Raw genomic sequence first — 17492 nt, 5'->3', positions numbered from 1 at the left:
CGCGACCCGGCCGGGCAGCCCGAAGGCCGCCAAGTGCGTCAGTCGACTGGAATGACCCAGCGAATGCTTCCTTCGTAAACCCCGGTTACGCGCAGGCCCGCAGTGTCGGTGGCCGGTTCGAAGCGCGCGCGCCGCGTGACATGGCGGCACGTAGCGGCATCAAGCCCGGGATGACCACTTGTTCGCGTGATGCTGCAATCCCGCACGCGTCCGGTGACGTCGATCGACAGTCGGAAACCGACCGTGCCGGTATTGCCTGCCCGCACGTCTGCAGTGGGATAGTCTTCCGTCGTCACCCAGCGTGCAACGTCCCCGCGCGGCCGTGCCTTAGCGGCGACAAAGCGGGACGCAGGCTCGCTCGTGGCCACCGCGGGCGTCGCGGGTTCGCGACTGATCTCGCTCAGTGCAGTGGTCGGAAGCGGATCGATGATGACACCGTCCTGCGGAAGTTCAGGCACGAGGTCTATGCGCGGCTTGGGGATAACCGGCGTCGTGACCGGCACCACAGACTGCGCTTCCGGTTCCCGTGTCGGTTCGACTGGCGGCGTGACGGGCGCAGTGGGGAAGAACTGGCTAGGCAGGTTTCTTGGTTTTTCGGTCTCGAAGAATGTGACAGCCAGCCCGTTTACAATCGCCACCGCCAAGGCACCTTGAACAACGGCAACCGCTGCACCGGTCAAGGCCTTGCGTTTACTCCCGGAACTCCCATCGACAAAAGACATGGGCATCCTCTCCATTTTTTTGGGGCCCGATCTAGCAGCTTACCGCAAGTCAAGCACCCTTTATGGACGGCAAGATAACACAAGATCGCTACTTGGAAATGACTATTTACTAAGCGCGACAACCTTTTATTCGCAGCTTGTTTATCATTGCCTTCCTAAGTTCGCGCTGCATTGCAACACGGGGAAGAGCTACCGCACGCTGGCGAGCGCCTTCTGACGGCGCCGCTGCACCGAACTTCCAAGACCGATTGCCTCACGGTACTTGGCTACCGTCCGGCGGGCGAGCTCGAAGCCCTTGTTCTTTAACAGTTCCACAAGAGCATCGTCCGAAAGAATCGCCTTGGGATTCTCGGCATCGATGAGTTGCCGGATCGCCGCCTTGACCGCTTCTGCCGAAGCGCCCCCCTCCCCCTCCGCAGATCCGACGCCGGAGCTGAAGAAGAACTTCAGCTCGAAGGTGCCGCGCGGACACATGAGGAACTTGTTCGAAGTCACGCGGCTCACTGTCGATTCGTGCATTCCGATGGCTTCGGCAACCGAGCGCAGCGTCAGGGGACGCAGGTGCGACACTCCCTTGCGGAAGAAGCCCTCCTGCTGCTTGACCAGTTCAGCCGCCACCTTGAGGATCGTCTTCTGCCGCTGGTCCAGCGCCTTGATCAGCCAATTGGCATCCGCCAGCTTCTCGGACAGCCAGGCCCGAGCGGCCTTGTCGTCGCACTCACCCCTGAGTTCGACGTAATAGCCGCGATTGACGACGAGGCGCGGCAGCGTATCCTGGTTCAATGCGATGTCCCAGCCGCCATCGGCGCGGGCCGTGACGAGGATATCCGGCGTGACGGCAGCGCCCGGCTCGCCGCCGAAGCGCAGGCCCGGCTTCGGATCGTAGCCGCGCAGTTCGGCCAGCATGTCAGCGAAGTCCTCGTCATCGACCCGGCAGATGCGCTTCAACCGTGTCAGGTCGCCGCGTGCCAGCAGGTCGAGGTTGTCGATCAGCTTCGCCATCAAGGGATCGTAGCGATCCGCCTCACGCGCCTGAAGCGCGATGCATTCGGACAGGTCACGCGCGCCGATGCCCGTGGGATCGAGCAACTGTACAAGCTGCAGCGCCTCCTCGACGCCGCTCTCGGCAATGCCAAGATCCCCAGCCAGTTCCCGCACACTGGCGCACAGATAGCCGGCTTCATCCAACTGGCCGATGATGTAGCGGGCCACGTCTTCCACCCGTCGGTCGCCACACACCGCGCCGATCTGCGCCTCGAGATGTTCGGCCAGAGTGCCGCCCTGGACCGCTCTTTCCTCAAACCCCGGCGTGTCCTCTCCCCCGAGCCGAATGTCACTGCCCCAACTGGCGTCCCCGCGTGCAGCACCGTCACCGGTGTCGCGGTCTCGGTCCAGCGCGGAGGCGTCGATGTCGAGGGGGCGGTCGTCAGCGGCGCGCCCTTCGCCGATCAGGCGATCGACTCCGGAGGTTTCAAGAGCGGTGCTGCGAAGATCGGACGCCACATCCACCACATCGGTGGATGCTCCCCCTGCAGTCACGTCAAGCAGCGGATTGCCGTCGAGCGCCTCACCAATGAACGCTTCGACTTCGAGGTTTGACAGCGCCAGCAGCTTGATCGCCTGCTGGAGCTGCGGCGTCATCACCAGCGACTGGCTTTGCCTGAGATCCAGGCGTGGCCCCAGAGCCATCCCTCAGCAGTCCGGGATGAACCGATCCCTCGTCAGGCCCGGATCACGCGAAGCGGGATGACACGCATCGGCCCCCGTCCGTTCCCAGCCTGCCGAAGGGCCTTCCAGATTCACAGGGTGAAACCCTCACCCAGATAGAGCCGTCGCACGTTCTCGTCCGCCACAAGCGCTTCCGGGCTACCGGCGAACAGCACCTGGCCGCCGTAGATGATGCAGGCGCGATCGACGATGTCGAGTGTCTCGCGCACGTTGTGATCGGTGATGAGCACGCCGATGCCGCGTGTCTTAAGATCCCTCACGAGATCCCGGATGTCGGAGATCGAAAGCGGATCGATGCCGGCGAAAGGTTCGTCGAGCAGCATGATCGAAGGCTTGGCCGCCAGCGCGCGCGCAATCTCGCAGCGACGGCGCTCACCGCCGGAAAGGGCCATCGCCGGGCTGGAGCGCAGCCGTGTCAGGCCGAATTCGTCCAGCAGCCGGTCCAGTTCGGCCGCCCGCACGTGCTTGTCCGGCTCGTTCAGTTCGAGCACCGCGCCGATGTTCTGCTCGACCGTCATCCCGCGAAAGATCGAGGTTTCCTGCGGCAGATAGCCAAGGCCCAGGATCGCGCGCCGATACATCGGCAGCCGCGTGACGTCGACGCCGTCCATCAGGATGCGGCCCGAGTCCGGCCGCACCAGGCCCATGATCGAATAGAAGCAGGTCGTCTTGCCCGCGCCGTTAGGCCCCAGCAGGCCGAGCACTTCACCCTTCGCCACGGAAAGCGAAATGTCAGTGAGGACCGCGCGCTTATCGTAGCTCTTGGCAATCGAGATTACCTCAAGCCCGCCGTTTTGCGCCAGGAGCGCGGAAGCGATAGCCCCGGTCGAGCCGGTGGCGGTGGGGTGCTGCGAGATATCGGCCGTCATCGCGCGGGGCTTACCGCAGGGAGGCAGCGCGCGGCAAGACGGCATTTGCAATACCGCCAGGCCCCTGGCAGGTTTCGTGCATGACCGCGCAGGCGACCGGGCGCGTGCCGCCATCGCGAAGGGCCATTGGAACTGAACTTGTCATAAAGGCCTTTCAGTGATGTACTGGAACGGTCGCAGCGACGAGGAGAACCGCCCTCATGAACCGCCTTTCACACCCCCCAGCGCACCAGGAGGTGCGAGGTTCCAGCGCCCGCGCCGCGCCGACGTTCTCCCCCGAAGAGCAGGTTGCGCCCACGGGAGACTGGCGGCGCAAGATGAGCGACAACATCGCCTACGCGCTGCTCACTTACACCGCCCTCCAGATCTTCGTCACCATAAGCGCGCTCAAGACCCATGGCGGATCGTTGCTGCCCTACTTCGCGCTTGTGGTTCTGGTCATGGCCATCATCCCGGCCTGCCGCCGCTTCGAGGCCCGCTGGAAGCAGCTGGACGACGAAGGAGCGCATGACCCCGCGCTTGCGCCCTTCTACAAGCGCGACCGGCTTGCGCTCTGGCTTCTGGCGATCGGCCTTCCCTTTGCCCTGACCGCCATCTTCAAGGGGCTCTCCCTCGCCTTCGCCTGAGCGCCGCGCCGTTCCAAACTCCCGTTTGCCCTTCGCCGGCACGGCGACTAGGGCAACGCGCAAGACACGCATCATCGGGAGTTCACAGGCATGCTCAGTCCGGATCAGGCAAGGGATCGGGCTTTCGATCTCGTCGAGCGCGCGCGCAGGGCCGGAGCCGAAGCTGCCGACGCCGTATATGGCGCAAGCTCCTCGGAAGGCATCCAGGTAAGGCTCGGCAAGCTGGAGGACGTGGAGCGGTCGGAGAGCGAACATATCGCACTGCGGGTGTTCATCGGTCAGCGCTCTGCCAGCATCGGATCTTCGGACCTCTCCCCCGCCGCTCTGGACGAACTGGCCGCACGGGCCATCGACATGGCCCGTGCCGCACCGGAGGATGCATTCGCCGGCCTCGCTCCGCAGGACCGCCTCACCCGCGGCCCTTTCCCCCATCTCGACCTCATCGATACGCACGAACCCTCCCCCGAGGCGCTGCGAGAGGCCGCGCTGGAAGCCGAGGATTCGGCGCGCGCCTTGAAAGGCATCACCAACTCGGACGGCGCCACAGCAAGCTTCGGACACGGGGTCTTCGCGCTTGCGACCAGCCATGGCTTCGCGGGCGCCCACGGTTCGACAAGCCACTCCCTCAGCACATCGGTCGTCAGCGGTGACGGTGCGGAAAAGCAGCGCGACAACGCCTGGCGGAGCGCGCACCACTACGCGGACCTGCCCTCGCCCGCCGACATCGGCCGCCTCGCAGGGGAACGAGCGGTGGCGAAACTGGGATCGGGCAAGATGAAGGGCGGCGTCCTGCCGGTCATCTTCGACCCGCGCGTCTCCGGCTCCATCGTCGGGCACCTGCTCGGCGCGATCACGGGCAATGCCATCGCGCGGCGCTCCAGCTTCCTGCTCGACAAGCTGGATGAGCAGATCTTCGCGCCGGGCGTGCTGGTCGTGGATGATCCGCACATGCCGCGCGGCCTGCGCTCCCGGCCCTTCGATGGCGAAGGCCTGGCGACGAGCGCGCGCAACATCATCGAGGATGGCCGCCTGACCGGCTGGCTCCTTGATTCGGCCTCCGCCCGCCAGCTCAACCTTGCGCCCACTGGGCATGCCGCCCGCAATGGAGGCGGTGCCCCAGGCATTTCCGCCAGCAACGTCCACCTCGCGGCGGGGACCGCGACGCCTGCCGAACTGATGGCCGGCATCGCTGACGGCGTCTACGTCACGGAACTGATCGGACAGGGCGTCAATGGCGTGACCGGCGACTACAGCCGGGGTGCCGCCGGTTTCCGTATCGTAAACGGAGAACTTGCCGGCCCGATCGCCGAATTCACCATCGCGGGCAACCTGCTGCGCATGTTCCGCGAGCTGACGCCTGCCAACGACCTTGAATGGCATCGCGCGGTCAACGTGCCCACCCTTCGCATTGATGGCATGACGGTGGCAGGCGACTGAGCTGCACCAGCCGGCCGGGCGCGGACTTCGTCCCGTCCGGCAGCCACTTGAGAGCGACCCGCGAAGCGCAACGCACCATCTGAAAAATGGGCAGGTGGCGTGTTTATAGATGTCGGTTGAAAGGCAAACTGGAGCGGGCGAAGGGATTCGAACCCTCGACCCCAACCTTGGCAAGGTTGTGCTCTACCCCTGAGCTACGCCCGCTCTGGCGTTTGGTGGATCGGCGGCGAAAGCGCCTTCCGATCGGGTGGAGGGGCCACTAGCAGCGGTTCTCACCCTCTGCAAGAGGCGCTTTCACAAAAACTTCAGCGAGACCTGCGTATTCCGAGAATCAAGGTGACACCGCCCAACATGACCAGCACGGCAAAGCCGTCTGCCACCAGATCCGCCATCTCCGCATCGCGATTGAGAGAGGGAATCATCTGCACGACCTCGATCGCGCCTCCCAGGGCGACAAGGGCGAGAGCGATAACCAGCTTGGGCACGCGCGGATGACCGAGCACGGCCAGCACCGCGAGCGTGGCGAAGGCCATCATGTGCTGCAGCTTGTCGCTAGGCGCACCCGGCAGGGTTGGCGGATGCGGCAGCACGGCCATCGTGACGGCCAGGACAAGCGCCAGCCAGAACAGGATTCGGAAGAGGTTCTGCATGCGCGCGACTATCGCGGCGGAATGTGAATGTTTCAAATCGAACTTACCCTCATCGCGCGCCGGAAAACCACGCGCTGACCCCGAAGGGAAATATGTTCGCGATGAAAGGAAACTGGAGCGGGCGAAGGGATTCGAACCCTCGACCCCAACCTTGGCAAGGTTGTGCTCTACCCCTGAGCTACGCCCGCTCTGGCGCTTCGAAGCCCGCTGCCTAAGCGGCGGGTCCGGGGTGGAGGCGGCCCACTAGCAGCGGTTCAGGGGCGTCGCAAGCGGAAAAAGCAAAGTTTTTTCACTGAGCCGCGAAACCGGCCACAATGGCGCATTCGCCCTTCACAAACGGTGCGGAAGAGCCAATCTATGACCGACATTTCACGAAACGGAGCACGAATCTTGGCCAGCATGGGTCTCAATCTCGACGAGCAGAAGGCAGTTGACCGTTTCCGCAAGGCGGTGGCCGAGCCTTCGATGACCCAGCTCGTGATCCTTGATTTCTGGGCTGAATGGTGCGGCCCCTGCAAGGCGCTCACGCCCATTCTTGAAAAGGTGGCGGCGGAATACGCCGACAAGGGCGTGCTCCTTGCCAAGGTGAACGTCGATGAAGAACAGTTCATTGCCGCGCAGTTTCGAGTACAGTCGATCCCCACGGTCTATGCGATCTTCCAGGGCCAGCCCGTCGCGGACCTGACCAGCGCCCGGACCGAATCGCAGCTGAAGGGAATGCTGGACCAGCTCCTCGCGAAGCTTCCGGTTCAGCCTGCTGGCGAAGACCAGCCCGACCTCGCGCCGCTTATCGCCATGGGCGAGGAAGCGCTTGCCCAGGACGATGGCGAGCGGGCGGCAAGCATCTTCATGCAGATCCTGGAATTGGCGCCGGACAACGGCGAAGTGCTCGCGGGCCTCGTCCGCTCCTTCGTTGCCGCTGGCCGGATCGAGGAGGCTGAGCAGGTTCTGGATTCTCTGGGCGAACCGCTTTCCACCGATCCCCACGTGGAGCGTGCCCGTAACACTCTCGCCCTTGCCAAGGACAAGCCGGAGGATGGGGAACTTGCCGCCCTGCGTGCCGCCGCCGCCGAGCGTCCAGCGGACATGGACGCGCAGTTCGCCTTCGCCGGAGCAGCCTTCGCAGCGGGCGAACGGGATGCTGCCGCTGAAACGCTCCTGCGCATGATCGCCGCCGATCGCGAATGGAACGAGGGCGCGGCACGCGGCAAGCTCCTGCAGATCTTCGAGGCCATCGGCCTGGAGGATCCCTGGGTTTCCGCGACCCGGCGCAAGCTTTCCACGCTGCTGTTCGGCTGACGCGGTTGGCGCGGATCACCATCTTCCCCCTGCCCGGTGCGGTGCTCTATCCCGGATTGCAGCTTCCGCTGCACATCTTCGAGCCCCGCTACCGCGCCATGGTGAGCGACGCTCTGGCCCGCGATCGCCGGATCGGAATGATCCAGCCGCGCCGCGCGAACGAAGGCGCCCCGCTGTTTTCCATCGGCTGCCTCGGGCGCATCGGCGATGTGGAGGCACTCGAGGACGGGCGCTTCAACATCATGCTCGAGGGAGAGACGCGGTTTCGTATCCTGCGCGAACTGGACGTGACCACTCCATTTCGACAGGTCGAGGCCGAACTCCTTCAGGATCCGGAAGAAGTGCTCGCGCCCATCGAACGCGCCAGCTTCGAACGGGAGGCCCGCCGGTTCGCCAAGGCACAGGGATACGTGGTTGACTGGGAGCAGGTCGGCCGTCTGGACGACACCTCGCTCATCAATGGCGTCTCGCAGATCGCGCCGTTCGACATCGCTGCCCGGCAGGCCCTGCTGGAAGCTCCCGGTCTCTCCGCCCGCTGCGAACTGCTGGTGCAGCTCATGCAGTTCTTCGGACGCGCCGGAGACGACGACGAGGGCGGCACCACCCTGCAGTAACGGCCCGGCCTACAAGCTGTCGAAGACGTAGCCCAGCGACCGTACGGTCCGCAGTGGGTTGCCCGCACCCGCCCCGCGCAGCGCGCGCCGCAGCCGGCCGATCCAGACATCGACGGTGCGTTCGTCCACCGGCGGCTCCTGCTTGCCCAGCGCGGAGATAAGCTGCGCCCGGCTGAAGACGCGGCCGGGATGTTCGATGAAGTAGCGCAACAGCCGCAGCTCGTTCGGCATCAGCGATATGGGCTTCCCCTTGAAGCGGGCCTGGAACGCCGCCACGTCCACCATCAGGTCGCCCTGGGCGAGAAGGCGGATACCGGTGCTGTCCTGTTCGCCATGTCGCGCGCCCAGGACCCGGTCGAGCAGGGCACCCCGCGCCAGCGGACCCACCATGTAATCGTCCGCCCCCGTCCGCAGCGCGCGCTTGCGATCCTCGAGATTATCCTCCTCCAGCACCATCGTCACATGCGCGTGAGACGTCAGGCTGTCTGCCCGCACCCGGCGGCACAGCTCAAGGCCAGACATTTCCGGCAACACCCAGTCGATGAAGATCCAGAGCGCGCCTTCGATCAGCGGCAGTTCGGCAACGTCGGTCCAGGGATGGAAGGCGACGTCGAACTCTCCATGACGGAATGGCGCGTGCCCGCCGGATAATTCGCTTGCAAGCAATATGTCGATCCGCCGCATCGCCCCTCGGCCCGCCCTTCATCTGGTGCTTTCCTGACTGCGGGAACTCTTGCCGCCCCTCTGTGACGGAGCGGTGACAAACAGGCGACAAGACCGTGAAAGGTGCAGATACTTGAGGACGGGTGCCGGGAGGACCTATCGAAAGCCCAGGCTGCGCGAGATCGCCGCGGCTTCTTCCTGCACCATGCGGGCAAGCTCATTGAGGCGCCCGCTCGCCCGCGCCGTGGGTGCGGCAATCACGAGAGCGCCCACGAGCCCCCCGGCCGCGTCGCGCACGACCGCCGCGGTGCCGGTCACCCCTTCCGCCGCCTGATCAACGGTCTGGGCATAGCCATCCGCCCGCGCCTGCTCGACGGCTGCGGACAGCGCTTCGCGGCCAAGCACTGTCCGTGGCGAAAGCCGGGCCGGAACGATGCGCTTGAGATAAGCCTCCACCGCCGCAGGGGAGCATGTCGCCAGCAGAGCCCTGCCGCTGGCGGTGGCATAGAACGGCCGCCGGTCCCCCACCGAAACCGAATAGCGCACCACATTGCGGCTTTCGACGAGGTCCACATAGGTGACCATATCCCCCTCATCGTCCCCCACCGCCAGCAGCACCGTCTCACCGCTTCGGGCAGAAAGGCGGCGCATACCCTCGCGAACAAGGTCGGAGCTCTGCAACCGCCGCCGCGCTTCCATCAGAGCGCTGCCCAGCCCGAAAGCGCCGGGGCCGAGCCGCCAGGCACCTTCCGCGCCGAGTACCAGATCTTCGTCAGCCAGCCCGCGCAGAAGCGCCGCCAGGCTGCTTTTCGGCGTGGCGAGGCGGCGGCTGAGATCCGCCAGCGAAACCGGCTCGTTGCTGGCGCAGAGCGCTTCCAGCAGACGGATGACGCGCGTTACCGATTGCGGAGAGCCACCCCGCCGCTCGTCACTCCTACGCTCGCTCTCGCCCAAGCCACCCTCACTTGAAGTGCGGGAGAACGTCCCGCGCGAAGAGGCTCGCATAGGCGAGGAAGCGTTCCGCCGGAAGACCGGGTGGCTTCATCATCGTGAATTGCTCCAACGGCGCCTTGTCCTGAAGGCGCCGGAAATGAGCGACGGCCTCCTGAGGCGTGAGGATCTGGAGGATGCCGCTGCGCTTGAATGCCTCCAGGCTCATCGGCGCCATCGCCGGATCATCCATCCCGATCGCGTTGTCCTCGCTCATCCAGGCGCCGTAGCTGTTGTTCACGTAGTGGAAGTAGGGAGCCAGTTCCTCCAGCGCAGCGGCCTTGTCGTGCGCCACGACCAGCATCAGCCCCTGCAGCCAGATCCGCGCCGCCGCCGGATCCTTGCCGGCCGCCTCCAGCTTCTCCCGGTAAAGGGGCCACATCTCGATATTGCCGAAGTAGCCATCGGCATACCGGGCAACGCGTTCCAGCGCCTTGGGCGCGAACCCGCCGATGTAGAGCGGTATTTGCGAGCGCCCCGACCGGGGGCTTACTCGCCCCCCGGAGAGGGTGAAGAAGGGCCCTCCCCGATCGATGGTTTCGCCTGCCCACAATCGGCGAACGATGTCCAGAAAGGCATCGAAGCGAGCGCCGCGACGGCTGAAATCCAAACCGTGCGCGTCGTATTCCCGGCGCCGGTAGCCAAGGGCGAGGCCCAGTTGCAACCGCCCCTGCGAAAGGATGTCGAGGACGGCGCAATCTTCGGCGAAGCGCAGCGGCTCGTACAAGGGGGCAAGCGCGATCCCGGTGCCCAGCCGCATCCGCCTTGTCCGCGCGGCCATGGCAGCCAGGGTGACAAGCGGAGACGGCATGTAGCCGTCATCGGCAAGATGGTGTTCCGGAACGAAGGCTCCGTCGAAGCCCAGCGCCTCCGTTTCCGCGACAACGTCCAGCGTCTCGGCGTAGAGACCCTCGAACGGCCGTCTCCAGGGTTCCGGATTGCGGAAATCGTACAGGTAGCTGAAGCTCAAACTGCCGGCCATCGCCACTCCTCCCCACGTCGGCCGCACCCTAGACCATGAGCGACGCCCGGCAACGCGCAGGAGCGATCATTGCAGGACTCAGGCCCGGTGCGGTGCCAGCAGGATGACCGCCGCGCCAATCAGGCAAAGGGCCGCGCCCGCCAGATCCCATCGGTCCGGGCGTACGCCCTCGGCAAGCCATAGCCATACGAGCGCCGACGTGATGTAGACGCCGCCGTAGGCGGCATAGGCCCTGCCCGCCTGCGAAGTGTCGACGAGCGTCAGAAGCCAGGCGAAAAGCGCCAGCGAAGCCGCGCCCGGCACAAGCCACCACACGGGTTTGCCCAGGCGCAGCCAGGCCCAGAATGCAAAGCAGCCGGCGATTTCGGCCAGGGCGGCGGAGGCATAGACGGCGCCGGTGAGAAGCGGCGCCGGGATCATCAGGAAAGCAGGGATGCCTTGATGCCGTCGATCACGTACTGGGCAGCAAGCGCGGCGAGCAGTACGCCCAACAGCCGGGTGATGACGGCTTCCACCTTGTCGCCCAGCACCTTCATAAGCGGGCCTGCCGCCGCCAGTGCCGCAAAGGCGAGCGCCATGACGCTTAACATCGCCGCCAGGATCGTAACCATCTGCTGCGTCTCATGCGCACGGCTGGCGAGGAGCATCATCGTCGCGATCGAGCCCGGCCCTGCCAGCATCGGCATGGCCATGGGGAATACGGACACGTCCTCCACTTCAGGCGTCTCGGCGTTGTGCGCGATGATCTTCTCCGCACGCTCCTCTCGCCGCTGGGTGCGCTTCTCGAACACCATATCGATCGCGATCATGAAAAGCATGATGCCGCCTGCGATACGAAAGGCATCCAGCTCGATATGCAACGCGCCGAGCAACGTCTTGCCGAACAGGGCGAAGACGACGAGAATCGCGGCCGCTATGACGCAGGCTCGCAACGCCATCGACACGGCCTGTCTTCGGCTTGCGTCGGCGGAGAGGCCCGCATAGATCGGCGCGCAGCCGGGCGGGTCGATCACCACGAAGAGGGTAATGAAGGCGCTCAGGAAGAGTTCGTACATCGGCGTGAGCCTAGCTTCCCGGAACGACGTTGTCCTCTACGATTGTGTCGAATTGTGCACCGTTCCACATTTCTATCGCCACTGTCCGAGAATCGTCGCCGCTGCGCACCGTCAGGTGCCAGCGCAGCGTGCCGTCCATCGAAGTGCCCCCCATGAACGTGCGCGCATCGGCCGCAGCGTCGGCAGGAAGGGCATCGGTGCGTGGCGGCGCCGCCTGCGAAGCCCCGCGACATCTGGCGACCTTGGCAGAGAGCATCTCGGGCTCCGGCAACGGCTCGGGCAGGCTGTCGCCATGGTCGAGCACCCAACGGTACTCTCCCTTCTTCTGCTGTTTCCAGATCGTGGTGAACCAGCCAACCGAGCCGTCCGGCCTCTGCCATGCACCCTTCGTCACGCCGAGCGAGCCGTCGCAGCTCATCCAGACCTCGTGCGGCTGCCACTGGACTGGAGCCGGCGGGTCTTCCTGCCGCTTCAGCCACTCCCGTGCCTCCACTTCCTGAGGCACGAACATGATCGCGGCATCGTCCGCATATTCGCGAAACGCCGTCCACTGCCCCTTTTCCCGCGCCATCCGGGCGAACGCCATCTCGGCGGCGACCAAAGCGCTCGGGTTGGCGGTGCCGGCCCCTGGCGGCAGCGGCGGCCTGCCGCGGGACCGGGCGTCCGCCTGGAGCGGCGCGACAGCGGCCGCCACCAGCACCAGGCCGAACGCCAGCCGCTTCATCGACCACCCCGCGAGGTCGGAACCACAGTCAGAGCGATCCCTCGTCGAAGGAGAGCCCGGCGTTGCGATGCGCGGCAACGATGGTGTTGCGCAGCAGCACGGCGATGGTCATCGGACCTACACCTCCGGGCACGGGCGTGATGGCCCCCGCCACTTCGCTTGCGGAGGCGAAGTCGACGTCGCCCACGAGCCGGGTCTTGCCCTCTTCGCTTCCCGGCACGCGGTTGATTCCGACGTCAATCACGGTCGCACCCGGCTTCAGCCAATCGCCCTTCACCATCTCGGGACGGCCCACGGCGGCCACCACAATGTCGGCGCGGCGCACCACCTCGGGAAGGTCCCGGGTGCGGCTATGGGCGACCGTCACCGTGCAGCTCTCGGCCAGAAGGAGCTGGGCCATCGGCTTGCCGACGATGTTTGAACGGCCAATCACCACCGCATCCAGGCCGGACAGCGAGCCCAGCCTGTCCTTGAGCAGCATGACGCAGCCCAGCGGCGTGCAGGGCACGAATCCCGGCAGACCGGTGGCGAGGCGGCCGACGTTGACGACGTGGAACCCGTCCACGTCCTTATCGGGGTTGATCGTGGCGATGACCTTCTGCTCGTTCATGTGCGACGGCAGCGGCAACTGGACGAGAATGCCGTCCACGGCCGGGTCGGTGTTCAGCCGCTCGACCACAGCAAGCAGCTCTTCCTCCGACGTGTCGGCCGGCAGCTTGTGTTCGAAGCTCGCCATGCCACAGGCGAGCGTCTGCTTGCCCTTGTTGCGCACATAGACCTGGCTGGCCGGATCCTCCCCCACCAGCACCACCGCAAGTCCCGGCTTGCGTCCGGTCTTCGCTTCGAAGCCAACGGCAGCCGTCGCCACGCGCGCGCGCAGGCCTTCCGCGAAGGCCTTTCCGTCGATGATCTGCGCCATCAGTAGCCAGCCATGGCAAGGTTGCCGAAGATGATCTGGAGGATCTTCAGCCCGATGATCAGCACCATGGGCGAGAAGTCGATCGCGCCGGTATTGGGCATGATGCGCCGGATCGGCTTCAGGAGCGGATCAAGGATGGCGTTGAGGGCCGTGAACACCGCCGCAACGAACTGGTTCTGCGTGTTGACGACGTTAAACGCGATCAGCAGACCGAGAACGAACTGCACGATGACCACGAAGACGATGATGTCGATCAGGTAGCTGATGATCTGGAAAATGGTGAGGAACAGCAACACCGGCTCCTTGGAGGCTTGAGGCTCCGCCAGCCGCCTCACACGAAGGCGCTCGCGGCAATGTCTATGGTCGGGCTGATAGCCGAGCAGACGCCATCGGGGCAAGGGCGCGTCTGCAGGCGCTCAAGAGAGATCGACCGGCGTGCACCGCATGTCCTGCTCCCGCGTCGGCGGCGGGGAACCTGCCGCCGAGCAGACAGGGGTTACTGCGCGAGCGTGGAGCTTCGCTCGATCCGCCAGTTCAGCTGTTCCTCGCTGGCGCCGGGGACATCGTTCACGCGGCGCAGGACGATGGTGCCGCGCTTCGATTCCCGGCCGCCGCCGTAATCGACCACCACAGGCGCCTCGTAGTAGATCGAGCCCGCCGCTCCGCCGGTGTCACCCTTGCCGACGGCAAGACGGGGCGATGCTCCGCCGAATTCCGCCTGCAGCTTTTCCGGGGTCATCTGCGCATCGAGGCTCCACGCGCGCGACGCCGCCTCCCATTCGCCCGCACGCAGCGCACTGACGTAGTAACGCAGCAGCCGCTCCGGATCGCGGCGCTCGCTCAGCGCGCCCATGTCCAGCGCGATCGCTGCCGGACTGGTCGCATCGGTAGCCTCGCTGACAGGACCCGCGTCGACCACCGCCTCGCTTGCGTCCACCTCGGCGCTGGCGCTTTCCAGCACGGCTGGATCTTCCCCAGCCTTGCCGCACGCGGTCAGGGCCAGGAGCGAGCCCGTAAGAAGGATGGCAAGTGCGGCTTTTGTACGCATGCGGTCAGTGTGGCCTTTCAGTTCCCGATTTCCAGTTCCTTCAGGCTGCCCGGATGAGCGTTCCGGCGCCCTCCTGCGTGAAGATTTCGAGCAGCATGGCATGCGAAACCCGTCCGTCAAGCACAACGGCAGCCTCGCAGCCCGCTTCGACGGCGTGGATGCAGGTCTCAAGCTTGGGAATCATGCCCCCTGAAATCGTGCCGTCTTCCTTCAGCCCCTCGATCGCGGCGGGCGTGAGGTCCGTGAGGAGATTCCCCTGCTTGTCGAGCACCCCCGGCACGTCCGTGAGAAGGAACAGGCGCGACGCGCCCAGAGCCGCAGCGATGGCGCCCGCCATCGTATCGGCATTGACGTTGTACGTGCCGCCCTCGGGGCCGACGGCGATCGGCGCTATGACCGGGATCATCCCGGAGTTCGAGATCGTCTCGATCACCTTGGTGTCGATGGTCTCCGGCTCACCCACGAAGCCCAGATCGACGACTTGCTCGATCCGGCTGTCGGGATCCTTGCGGGTGCGCTGCACCTTGCGCGCGGTGACCATGCCGCCGTCCTTGCCGGACACGCCCATCGCCTTGCCGCCGGCCTTTGCGATCCAGCCGACGATTTCCTTGTTGATGGCACCGGACAGGACCATCTCGGCCACTTCTGCCGTTGCCTTGTCGGTGACCCGCAGACCATCGATGAACTGACTTTCGACGCCGACCTTCTTGAGCATGGCCCCGATCTGGGGACCGCCACCATGGACGACGACGACGTTGATGCCCACGGCCTTGAGCAGCACCACGTCTTCGGCGAAGTCCACCGCCTTTTCCGGGTCGCCCATCGCATGGCCGCCGTACTTGACCACGAAAGTTCGACCGGCGTACCGCTGCATGTACGGCAGCGCGTCGACGAGGGTCTTGGCCTTGGCCAGCAGAGCGGCGTGGTGCGGATTCGACATGCAAGCGCTATTACGCTCGTACGCGCGATTTTGAACCCGTCTCGGCTGTTTTTTTGCCCTTTTTCGCGTGGCCCGTAGCGTCAGGCGTCCAGCTTGCGCCCAAGCTTCACGAAAAACCAGATGAAGGGCGGCACCATGATCGTCGAAAGCACCAGCTTGGAGATGATCTGGCCTTCCATGATCTGCACGATCGGCAACCCGGTGCCCGCGAAGGAGATGGTGATGAACAGGAACGTGTCGATGATCTGCGACAGCATCGAGGCGACCCAGGCCCGAACCAGCAGCAGTCGTCCCCCGCCTTGCGACAGCTTGGAGAAGATCAGCACGTTGAGCGTCTGCGACACGCCGTAGGAGATGAGGCCCGCGAACTGCATCCGCGCGCCCTGCCCCAGCAGCCGGGCGTAAGCCTCCTGATCGTTCCAGAACGTCGCGGGCGGCACCACGTGGATGACAAGGGTGAGCAGCACCATCGAGACGATGAGCGGGATGAATCCGAAACGCACCAGTCGGTTGGCGGTTTGCGTCCCGTGCAGTTCCGCGATCGCGCTCGACAGGACGACGAGCAGGAGGAACGCGAAAATTCCCGATTCGACGGCCAGGTCACCCAGCACCGGCCAGGTGCCCAATGAGGCCAGCTTTGTACCCAGCACGCCCGCCAGGACGACGAGGCCACCGTAGAGCAGCGAGAAGACGAAAAGAGAGCGGGTGATTACAGGCGCCGGACGATCCATCCACACCCCCTAGCGGCGATCAGACAATTGCACTAGTCGTCCCGCGCCCGCGCAAGTAGGGTTTCACGTTATTCTCAACCGTTTTTCCCGCGGAGCCAAACGCCTCGATGACTGTCGCCTATAGCCTGATCGGCATCGTTCTCATCATGGCGGCAGCATTCCTGCTCTCCATCGACCGCAGGGCGATTCGCCTGAGAGTGGTGGGCGCGGCGTTCGCCCTTCAGGCCGGGCTTGCGGCGCTGGTGCTCTATGTGCCCTTCGGCAACCGGCTGCTGCGCGGTGCGGCCTCGGGCGTGGAGAGCCTGCTCGGCTACGCCCATGCCGGGGTGGATTTCCTGTTTGGCCCGCTCGCATCGCCGGAAGTTGGCGGCACCAGCTTCGCGATCGCGGCGCTGCCGGTCATCATCTTCTTCGCCTCCCTTATCTCCATCCTCTATTATCTGCGTATCATGCCGCTGGTGGTGCGCTGGATCGGCGGTGCGCTGGAGAAGGTCACCGGCATCTCCAAGGTCGAGAGCCTGTGCGCGGCCTCCAACATCTTCGTCGGCCAGAGCGAAGCCCCGCTGGTCATCCGGCCCTATCTGGCCTCCCTCAATCCCTCGCAGCTGTTCTGCGTCATGACCGTCGGTCTCGCAGGCGTGGCAGGCACGATCCTGGCCGCCTACGCCTCCATGGGCATCCGCATCGACTATCTTGTCGCAGCCGCCTTCATGTCCGCGCCGGGCGGCATTTTCATGGCCAAGATGATCATGCCGGACCCGCGCCCCGGCACCTCGCCCGCCGACGAGGACATCCATGAGACCACCGTGCCGCCCGCCGGCGCCGTGGCCGCGGCGTTGAACCGCGCGGACGTGACTCACCTCCCCGGCGTTCACGTGGACGAACTGGAAGCGGTCGAGCACGACGAGGAGAAGCCGGCGAACATCATCATGGCAGCGTCGCAGGGCGCACAAACAGGCGTGAAGCTGGCGGTGGCGGTCGGCGCGATGGTGCTTGCCTTCGTCGCCCTCATCGCCATGGCCAACGGCTTCGTCGGCTGGGCCGCCGGTCTCTTCGGCTTCCAGGGGGTGACCTTCCAGTCCCTGCTGGGTTATCTCTTCGCTCCCGTGTTCTATCTTCTCGCCACGCCGGACTGGACCGAGGCGATGCACGCGGGCGGGCTGTTCGGCACCAAGATCGTCCTCAACGAGTTCGTCTCCTTTATCGAACTGGGCAAGGACACCGGCCTTTCGCCCCGCACCGTGGCCGTGGTGACCTTTGCGCTGTGCGGCTTCGCCAATTTCTCCTCAATCGCCATCCAGATGGCGGTGACGGGCGGCCTTGCGCCCAACCAGCGCCCCGTGATCGCCCGGCTGGGCATCCGCGCCCTCGCCGCAGGCAGCCTTTCGAACCTGATGAGCGCGGCGCTCGCGGGCCTGTTCCTGACCCTCGCCTGACGGGTTTCCTTCCGATCCGGAGGGCGATGCTTTGCGCGCGCGCTGGACAAGCGGGCGCG

At 65.3% G+C, this 17492-nt stretch carries 20 protein-coding genes and 2 tRNA genes; 5 read left to right on the top strand and 17 right to left on the bottom strand.

Going from position 1 to position 17492, the window contains the following annotated elements; translation table 11 throughout:
* Window positions 1–38: 38 nt before the first annotated feature.
* The 3 genes from QOL62_RS07320 to lptB all read right to left on the bottom strand — a co-directional run bounded on the left by QOL62_RS07320 (window position 39) and on the right by lptB (window position 3319).
* Window positions 39–638, bottom strand: a complete 600-nt coding sequence (locus tag QOL62_RS07320; RefSeq protein ID WP_283405756.1) for an energy transducer TonB — start codon at window positions 636–638, stop codon at window positions 39–41.
* 273 nt (window positions 639–911) lie between these two features.
* The gene (rpoN, locus tag QOL62_RS07315) at window positions 912–2411 is read right to left on the bottom strand and encodes an RNA polymerase factor sigma-54 (RefSeq protein ID WP_283405755.1); all 1500 of its coding nucleotides are present in this window, start codon (window positions 2409–2411) and stop codon (window positions 912–914) included.
* A 110-nt stretch (window positions 2412–2521) separates the two neighbouring features.
* Window positions 2522–3319 carry an LPS export ABC transporter ATP-binding protein gene (gene lptB / locus QOL62_RS07310; protein ID WP_283405754.1) on the bottom strand — a complete coding sequence of 266 codons (798 nt, stop codon included), beginning with the start codon at window positions 3317–3319 and terminating at the stop codon, window positions 2522–2524.
* Window positions 3320–3519: 200 nt separating this feature from the next.
* On the opposite strand from lptB, the gene QOL62_RS07305 reads away from it, so the two are divergent.
* Complete coding sequence (locus QOL62_RS07305) at window positions 3520–3945, top strand: hypothetical protein (protein WP_103727575.1); 426 nt, start codon at window positions 3520–3522, stop codon at window positions 3943–3945.
* Window positions 3946–4035: 90 nt separating this feature from the next.
* Entirely contained in the window at window positions 4036–5382 is a 1347-nt protein-coding gene (locus QOL62_RS07300; RefSeq protein ID WP_283405753.1) for a TldD/PmbA family protein, read from the top strand.
* Window positions 5383–5511: 129 nt separating this feature from the next.
* Here QOL62_RS07300 and QOL62_RS07295 read toward each other — a convergent pair.
* The 3 genes from QOL62_RS07295 to QOL62_RS07285 all read right to left on the bottom strand — a co-directional run bounded on the left by QOL62_RS07295 (window position 5512) and on the right by QOL62_RS07285 (window position 6220).
* Window positions 5512–5586 (bottom strand) — tRNA-Gly (locus QOL62_RS07295).
* A gap of 101 nt (window positions 5587–5687) precedes the next feature.
* Complete coding sequence (locus QOL62_RS07290) at window positions 5688–6032, bottom strand: hypothetical protein (RefSeq protein WP_103727573.1); 345 nt, start codon at window positions 6030–6032, stop codon at window positions 5688–5690.
* A gap of 113 nt (window positions 6033–6145) precedes the next feature.
* A tRNA-Gly gene (locus QOL62_RS07285) sits at window positions 6146–6220 on the bottom strand.
* Between the two features lie 211 nt (window positions 6221–6431).
* Between QOL62_RS07285 and QOL62_RS07280 the strand changes: the two genes are divergently transcribed.
* Window positions 6432–7331 (top strand): tetratricopeptide repeat protein, encoded by a 900-nt coding sequence (locus tag QOL62_RS07280; RefSeq protein WP_103727625.1) that lies wholly within the window; start codon window positions 6432–6434, stop codon window positions 7329–7331.
* A 5-nt stretch (window positions 7332–7336) separates the two neighbouring features.
* Complete coding sequence (locus QOL62_RS07275) at window positions 7337–7945, top strand: LON peptidase substrate-binding domain-containing protein (protein WP_103727572.1); 609 nt, start codon at window positions 7337–7339, stop codon at window positions 7943–7945.
* Window positions 7946–7954: 9 nt separating this feature from the next.
* Here QOL62_RS07275 and QOL62_RS07270 read toward each other — a convergent pair whose 3' ends face one another.
* The 11 genes from QOL62_RS07270 to QOL62_RS07220 form a co-directional block, all read right to left on the bottom strand.
* Window positions 7955–8629 carry a response regulator transcription factor gene (locus QOL62_RS07270; protein WP_103727571.1) on the bottom strand — a complete coding sequence of 225 codons (675 nt, stop codon included), beginning with the start codon at window positions 8627–8629 and terminating at the stop codon, window positions 7955–7957.
* Window positions 8630–8764: 135 nt separating this feature from the next.
* Window positions 8765–9562 carry an IclR family transcriptional regulator gene (locus QOL62_RS07265; protein ID WP_283405752.1) on the bottom strand — a complete coding sequence of 266 codons (798 nt, stop codon included), beginning with the start codon at window positions 9560–9562 and terminating at the stop codon, window positions 8765–8767.
* A gap of 7 nt (window positions 9563–9569) precedes the next feature.
* Complete coding sequence (locus tag QOL62_RS07260) at window positions 9570–10580, bottom strand: LLM class flavin-dependent oxidoreductase (RefSeq protein ID WP_283405751.1); 1011 nt, start codon at window positions 10578–10580, stop codon at window positions 9570–9572.
* Window positions 10581–10658: 78 nt separating this feature from the next.
* Window positions 10659–11000: a YnfA family protein gene (locus QOL62_RS07255; protein ID WP_103727568.1), complete on the bottom strand. Its 342-nt coding sequence runs from the start codon at window positions 10998–11000 to the stop codon at window positions 10659–10661.
* A complete protein-coding gene (locus tag QOL62_RS07250; protein ID WP_103727567.1) occupies window positions 11000–11635 on the bottom strand; it encodes a MarC family protein in 636 nt (211 codons plus the stop codon). Before QOL62_RS07250 ends, QOL62_RS07255 begins: the two co-directional genes overlap by 1 nt.
* A 10-nt stretch (window positions 11636–11645) precedes the next feature.
* Window positions 11646–12359, bottom strand: coding sequence for a Cif family virulence factor (locus QOL62_RS07245; protein WP_283405750.1), 714 nt, complete (start codon window positions 12357–12359; stop codon window positions 11646–11648).
* A 28-nt stretch (window positions 12360–12387) separates the two neighbouring features.
* On the bottom strand, window positions 12388–13278 hold the full coding sequence (gene folD, locus QOL62_RS07240) for a bifunctional methylenetetrahydrofolate dehydrogenase/methenyltetrahydrofolate cyclohydrolase FolD (RefSeq protein WP_103727565.1): 891 nt from the start codon (window positions 13276–13278) through the stop codon (window positions 12388–12390).
* Window positions 13278–13571, bottom strand: coding sequence for a YggT family protein (locus tag QOL62_RS07235; protein ID WP_103727564.1), 294 nt, complete (start codon window positions 13569–13571; stop codon window positions 13278–13280). Before QOL62_RS07235 ends, folD begins: the two co-directional genes overlap by 1 nt.
* 203 nt (window positions 13572–13774) lie before the next feature.
* Window positions 13775–14326, bottom strand: coding sequence for a hypothetical protein (locus QOL62_RS07230; RefSeq protein WP_103727563.1), 552 nt, complete (start codon window positions 14324–14326; stop codon window positions 13775–13777).
* A gap of 40 nt (window positions 14327–14366) precedes the next feature.
* Complete coding sequence (gene argB, locus QOL62_RS07225; protein WP_103727562.1) at window positions 14367–15266, bottom strand: acetylglutamate kinase; 900 nt, start codon at window positions 15264–15266, stop codon at window positions 14367–14369.
* Window positions 15267–15346: 80 nt separating this feature from the next.
* Complete coding sequence (locus tag QOL62_RS07220; RefSeq protein ID WP_103727561.1) at window positions 15347–15997, bottom strand: queuosine precursor transporter; 651 nt, start codon at window positions 15995–15997, stop codon at window positions 15347–15349.
* A gap of 107 nt (window positions 15998–16104) precedes the next feature.
* On the opposite strand from QOL62_RS07220, the gene QOL62_RS07215 reads away from it, so the two are divergent.
* Entirely contained in the window at window positions 16105–17433 is a 1329-nt protein-coding gene (locus tag QOL62_RS07215) for a NupC/NupG family nucleoside CNT transporter (protein ID WP_283405749.1), read from the top strand.
* The last annotated feature ends 59 nt before the right edge of the window (window positions 17434–17492 follow it).

The organism is Novosphingobium panipatense (assembly GCF_900182875.1).
Taxonomy (GTDB): Bacteria; Pseudomonadota; Alphaproteobacteria; order Sphingomonadales; family Sphingomonadaceae; genus Novosphingobium; species Novosphingobium panipatense.
The sequence above is the reverse complement of the archived record's forward strand: the minus strand, read 5'-3'. Positions and strand labels throughout refer to the sequence as shown.

Coding starts and splice junctions, on each gene's coding strand:
- QOL62_RS07255 (WP_103727568.1), bottom strand. CDS start 11,000: ATGATCCCGGCGCCGCTTCTCACCGGCGCCGTCTATGCCTCCGCCGCC.
- QOL62_RS07280 (WP_103727625.1), top strand. CDS start 6,432: ATGGGTCTCAATCTCGACGAGCAGAAGGCAGTTGACCGTTTCCGCAAG.
- QOL62_RS07300 (WP_283405753.1), top strand. CDS start 4,036: ATGCTCAGTCCGGATCAGGCAAGGGATCGGGCTTTCGATCTCGTCGAG.
- rpoN (WP_283405755.1), bottom strand. CDS start 2,411: ATGGCTCTGGGGCCACGCCTGGATCTCAGGCAAAGCCAGTCGCTGGTG.
- QOL62_RS07220 (WP_103727561.1), bottom strand. CDS start 15,997: ATGGATCGTCCGGCGCCTGTAATCACCCGCTCTCTTTTCGTCTTCTCG.
- argB (WP_103727562.1), bottom strand. CDS start 15,266: ATGTCGAATCCGCACCACGCCGCTCTGCTGGCCAAGGCCAAGACCCTC.
- QOL62_RS07270 (WP_103727571.1), bottom strand. CDS start 8,629: ATGCGGCGGATCGACATATTGCTTGCAAGCGAATTATCCGGCGGGCAC.
- lptB (WP_283405754.1), bottom strand. CDS start 3,319: ATGACGGCCGATATCTCGCAGCACCCCACCGCCACCGGCTCGACCGGG.
- folD (WP_103727565.1), bottom strand. CDS start 13,278: ATGGCGCAGATCATCGACGGAAAGGCCTTCGCGGAAGGCCTGCGCGCG.
- QOL62_RS07245 (WP_283405750.1), bottom strand. CDS start 12,359: ATGAAGCGGCTGGCGTTCGGCCTGGTGCTGGTGGCGGCCGCTGTCGCG.
- QOL62_RS07215 (WP_283405749.1), top strand. CDS start 16,105: ATGACTGTCGCCTATAGCCTGATCGGCATCGTTCTCATCATGGCGGCA.
- QOL62_RS07250 (WP_103727567.1), bottom strand. CDS start 11,635: ATGTACGAACTCTTCCTGAGCGCCTTCATTACCCTCTTCGTGGTGATC.
- QOL62_RS07290 (WP_103727573.1), bottom strand. CDS start 6,032: ATGCAGAACCTCTTCCGAATCCTGTTCTGGCTGGCGCTTGTCCTGGCC.
- QOL62_RS07230 (WP_103727563.1), bottom strand. CDS start 14,326: ATGCGTACAAAAGCCGCACTTGCCATCCTTCTTACGGGCTCGCTCCTG.
- QOL62_RS07305 (WP_103727575.1), top strand. CDS start 3,520: ATGAACCGCCTTTCACACCCCCCAGCGCACCAGGAGGTGCGAGGTTCC.
- QOL62_RS07260 (WP_283405751.1), bottom strand. CDS start 10,580: ATGGCCGGCAGTTTGAGCTTCAGCTACCTGTACGATTTCCGCAATCCG.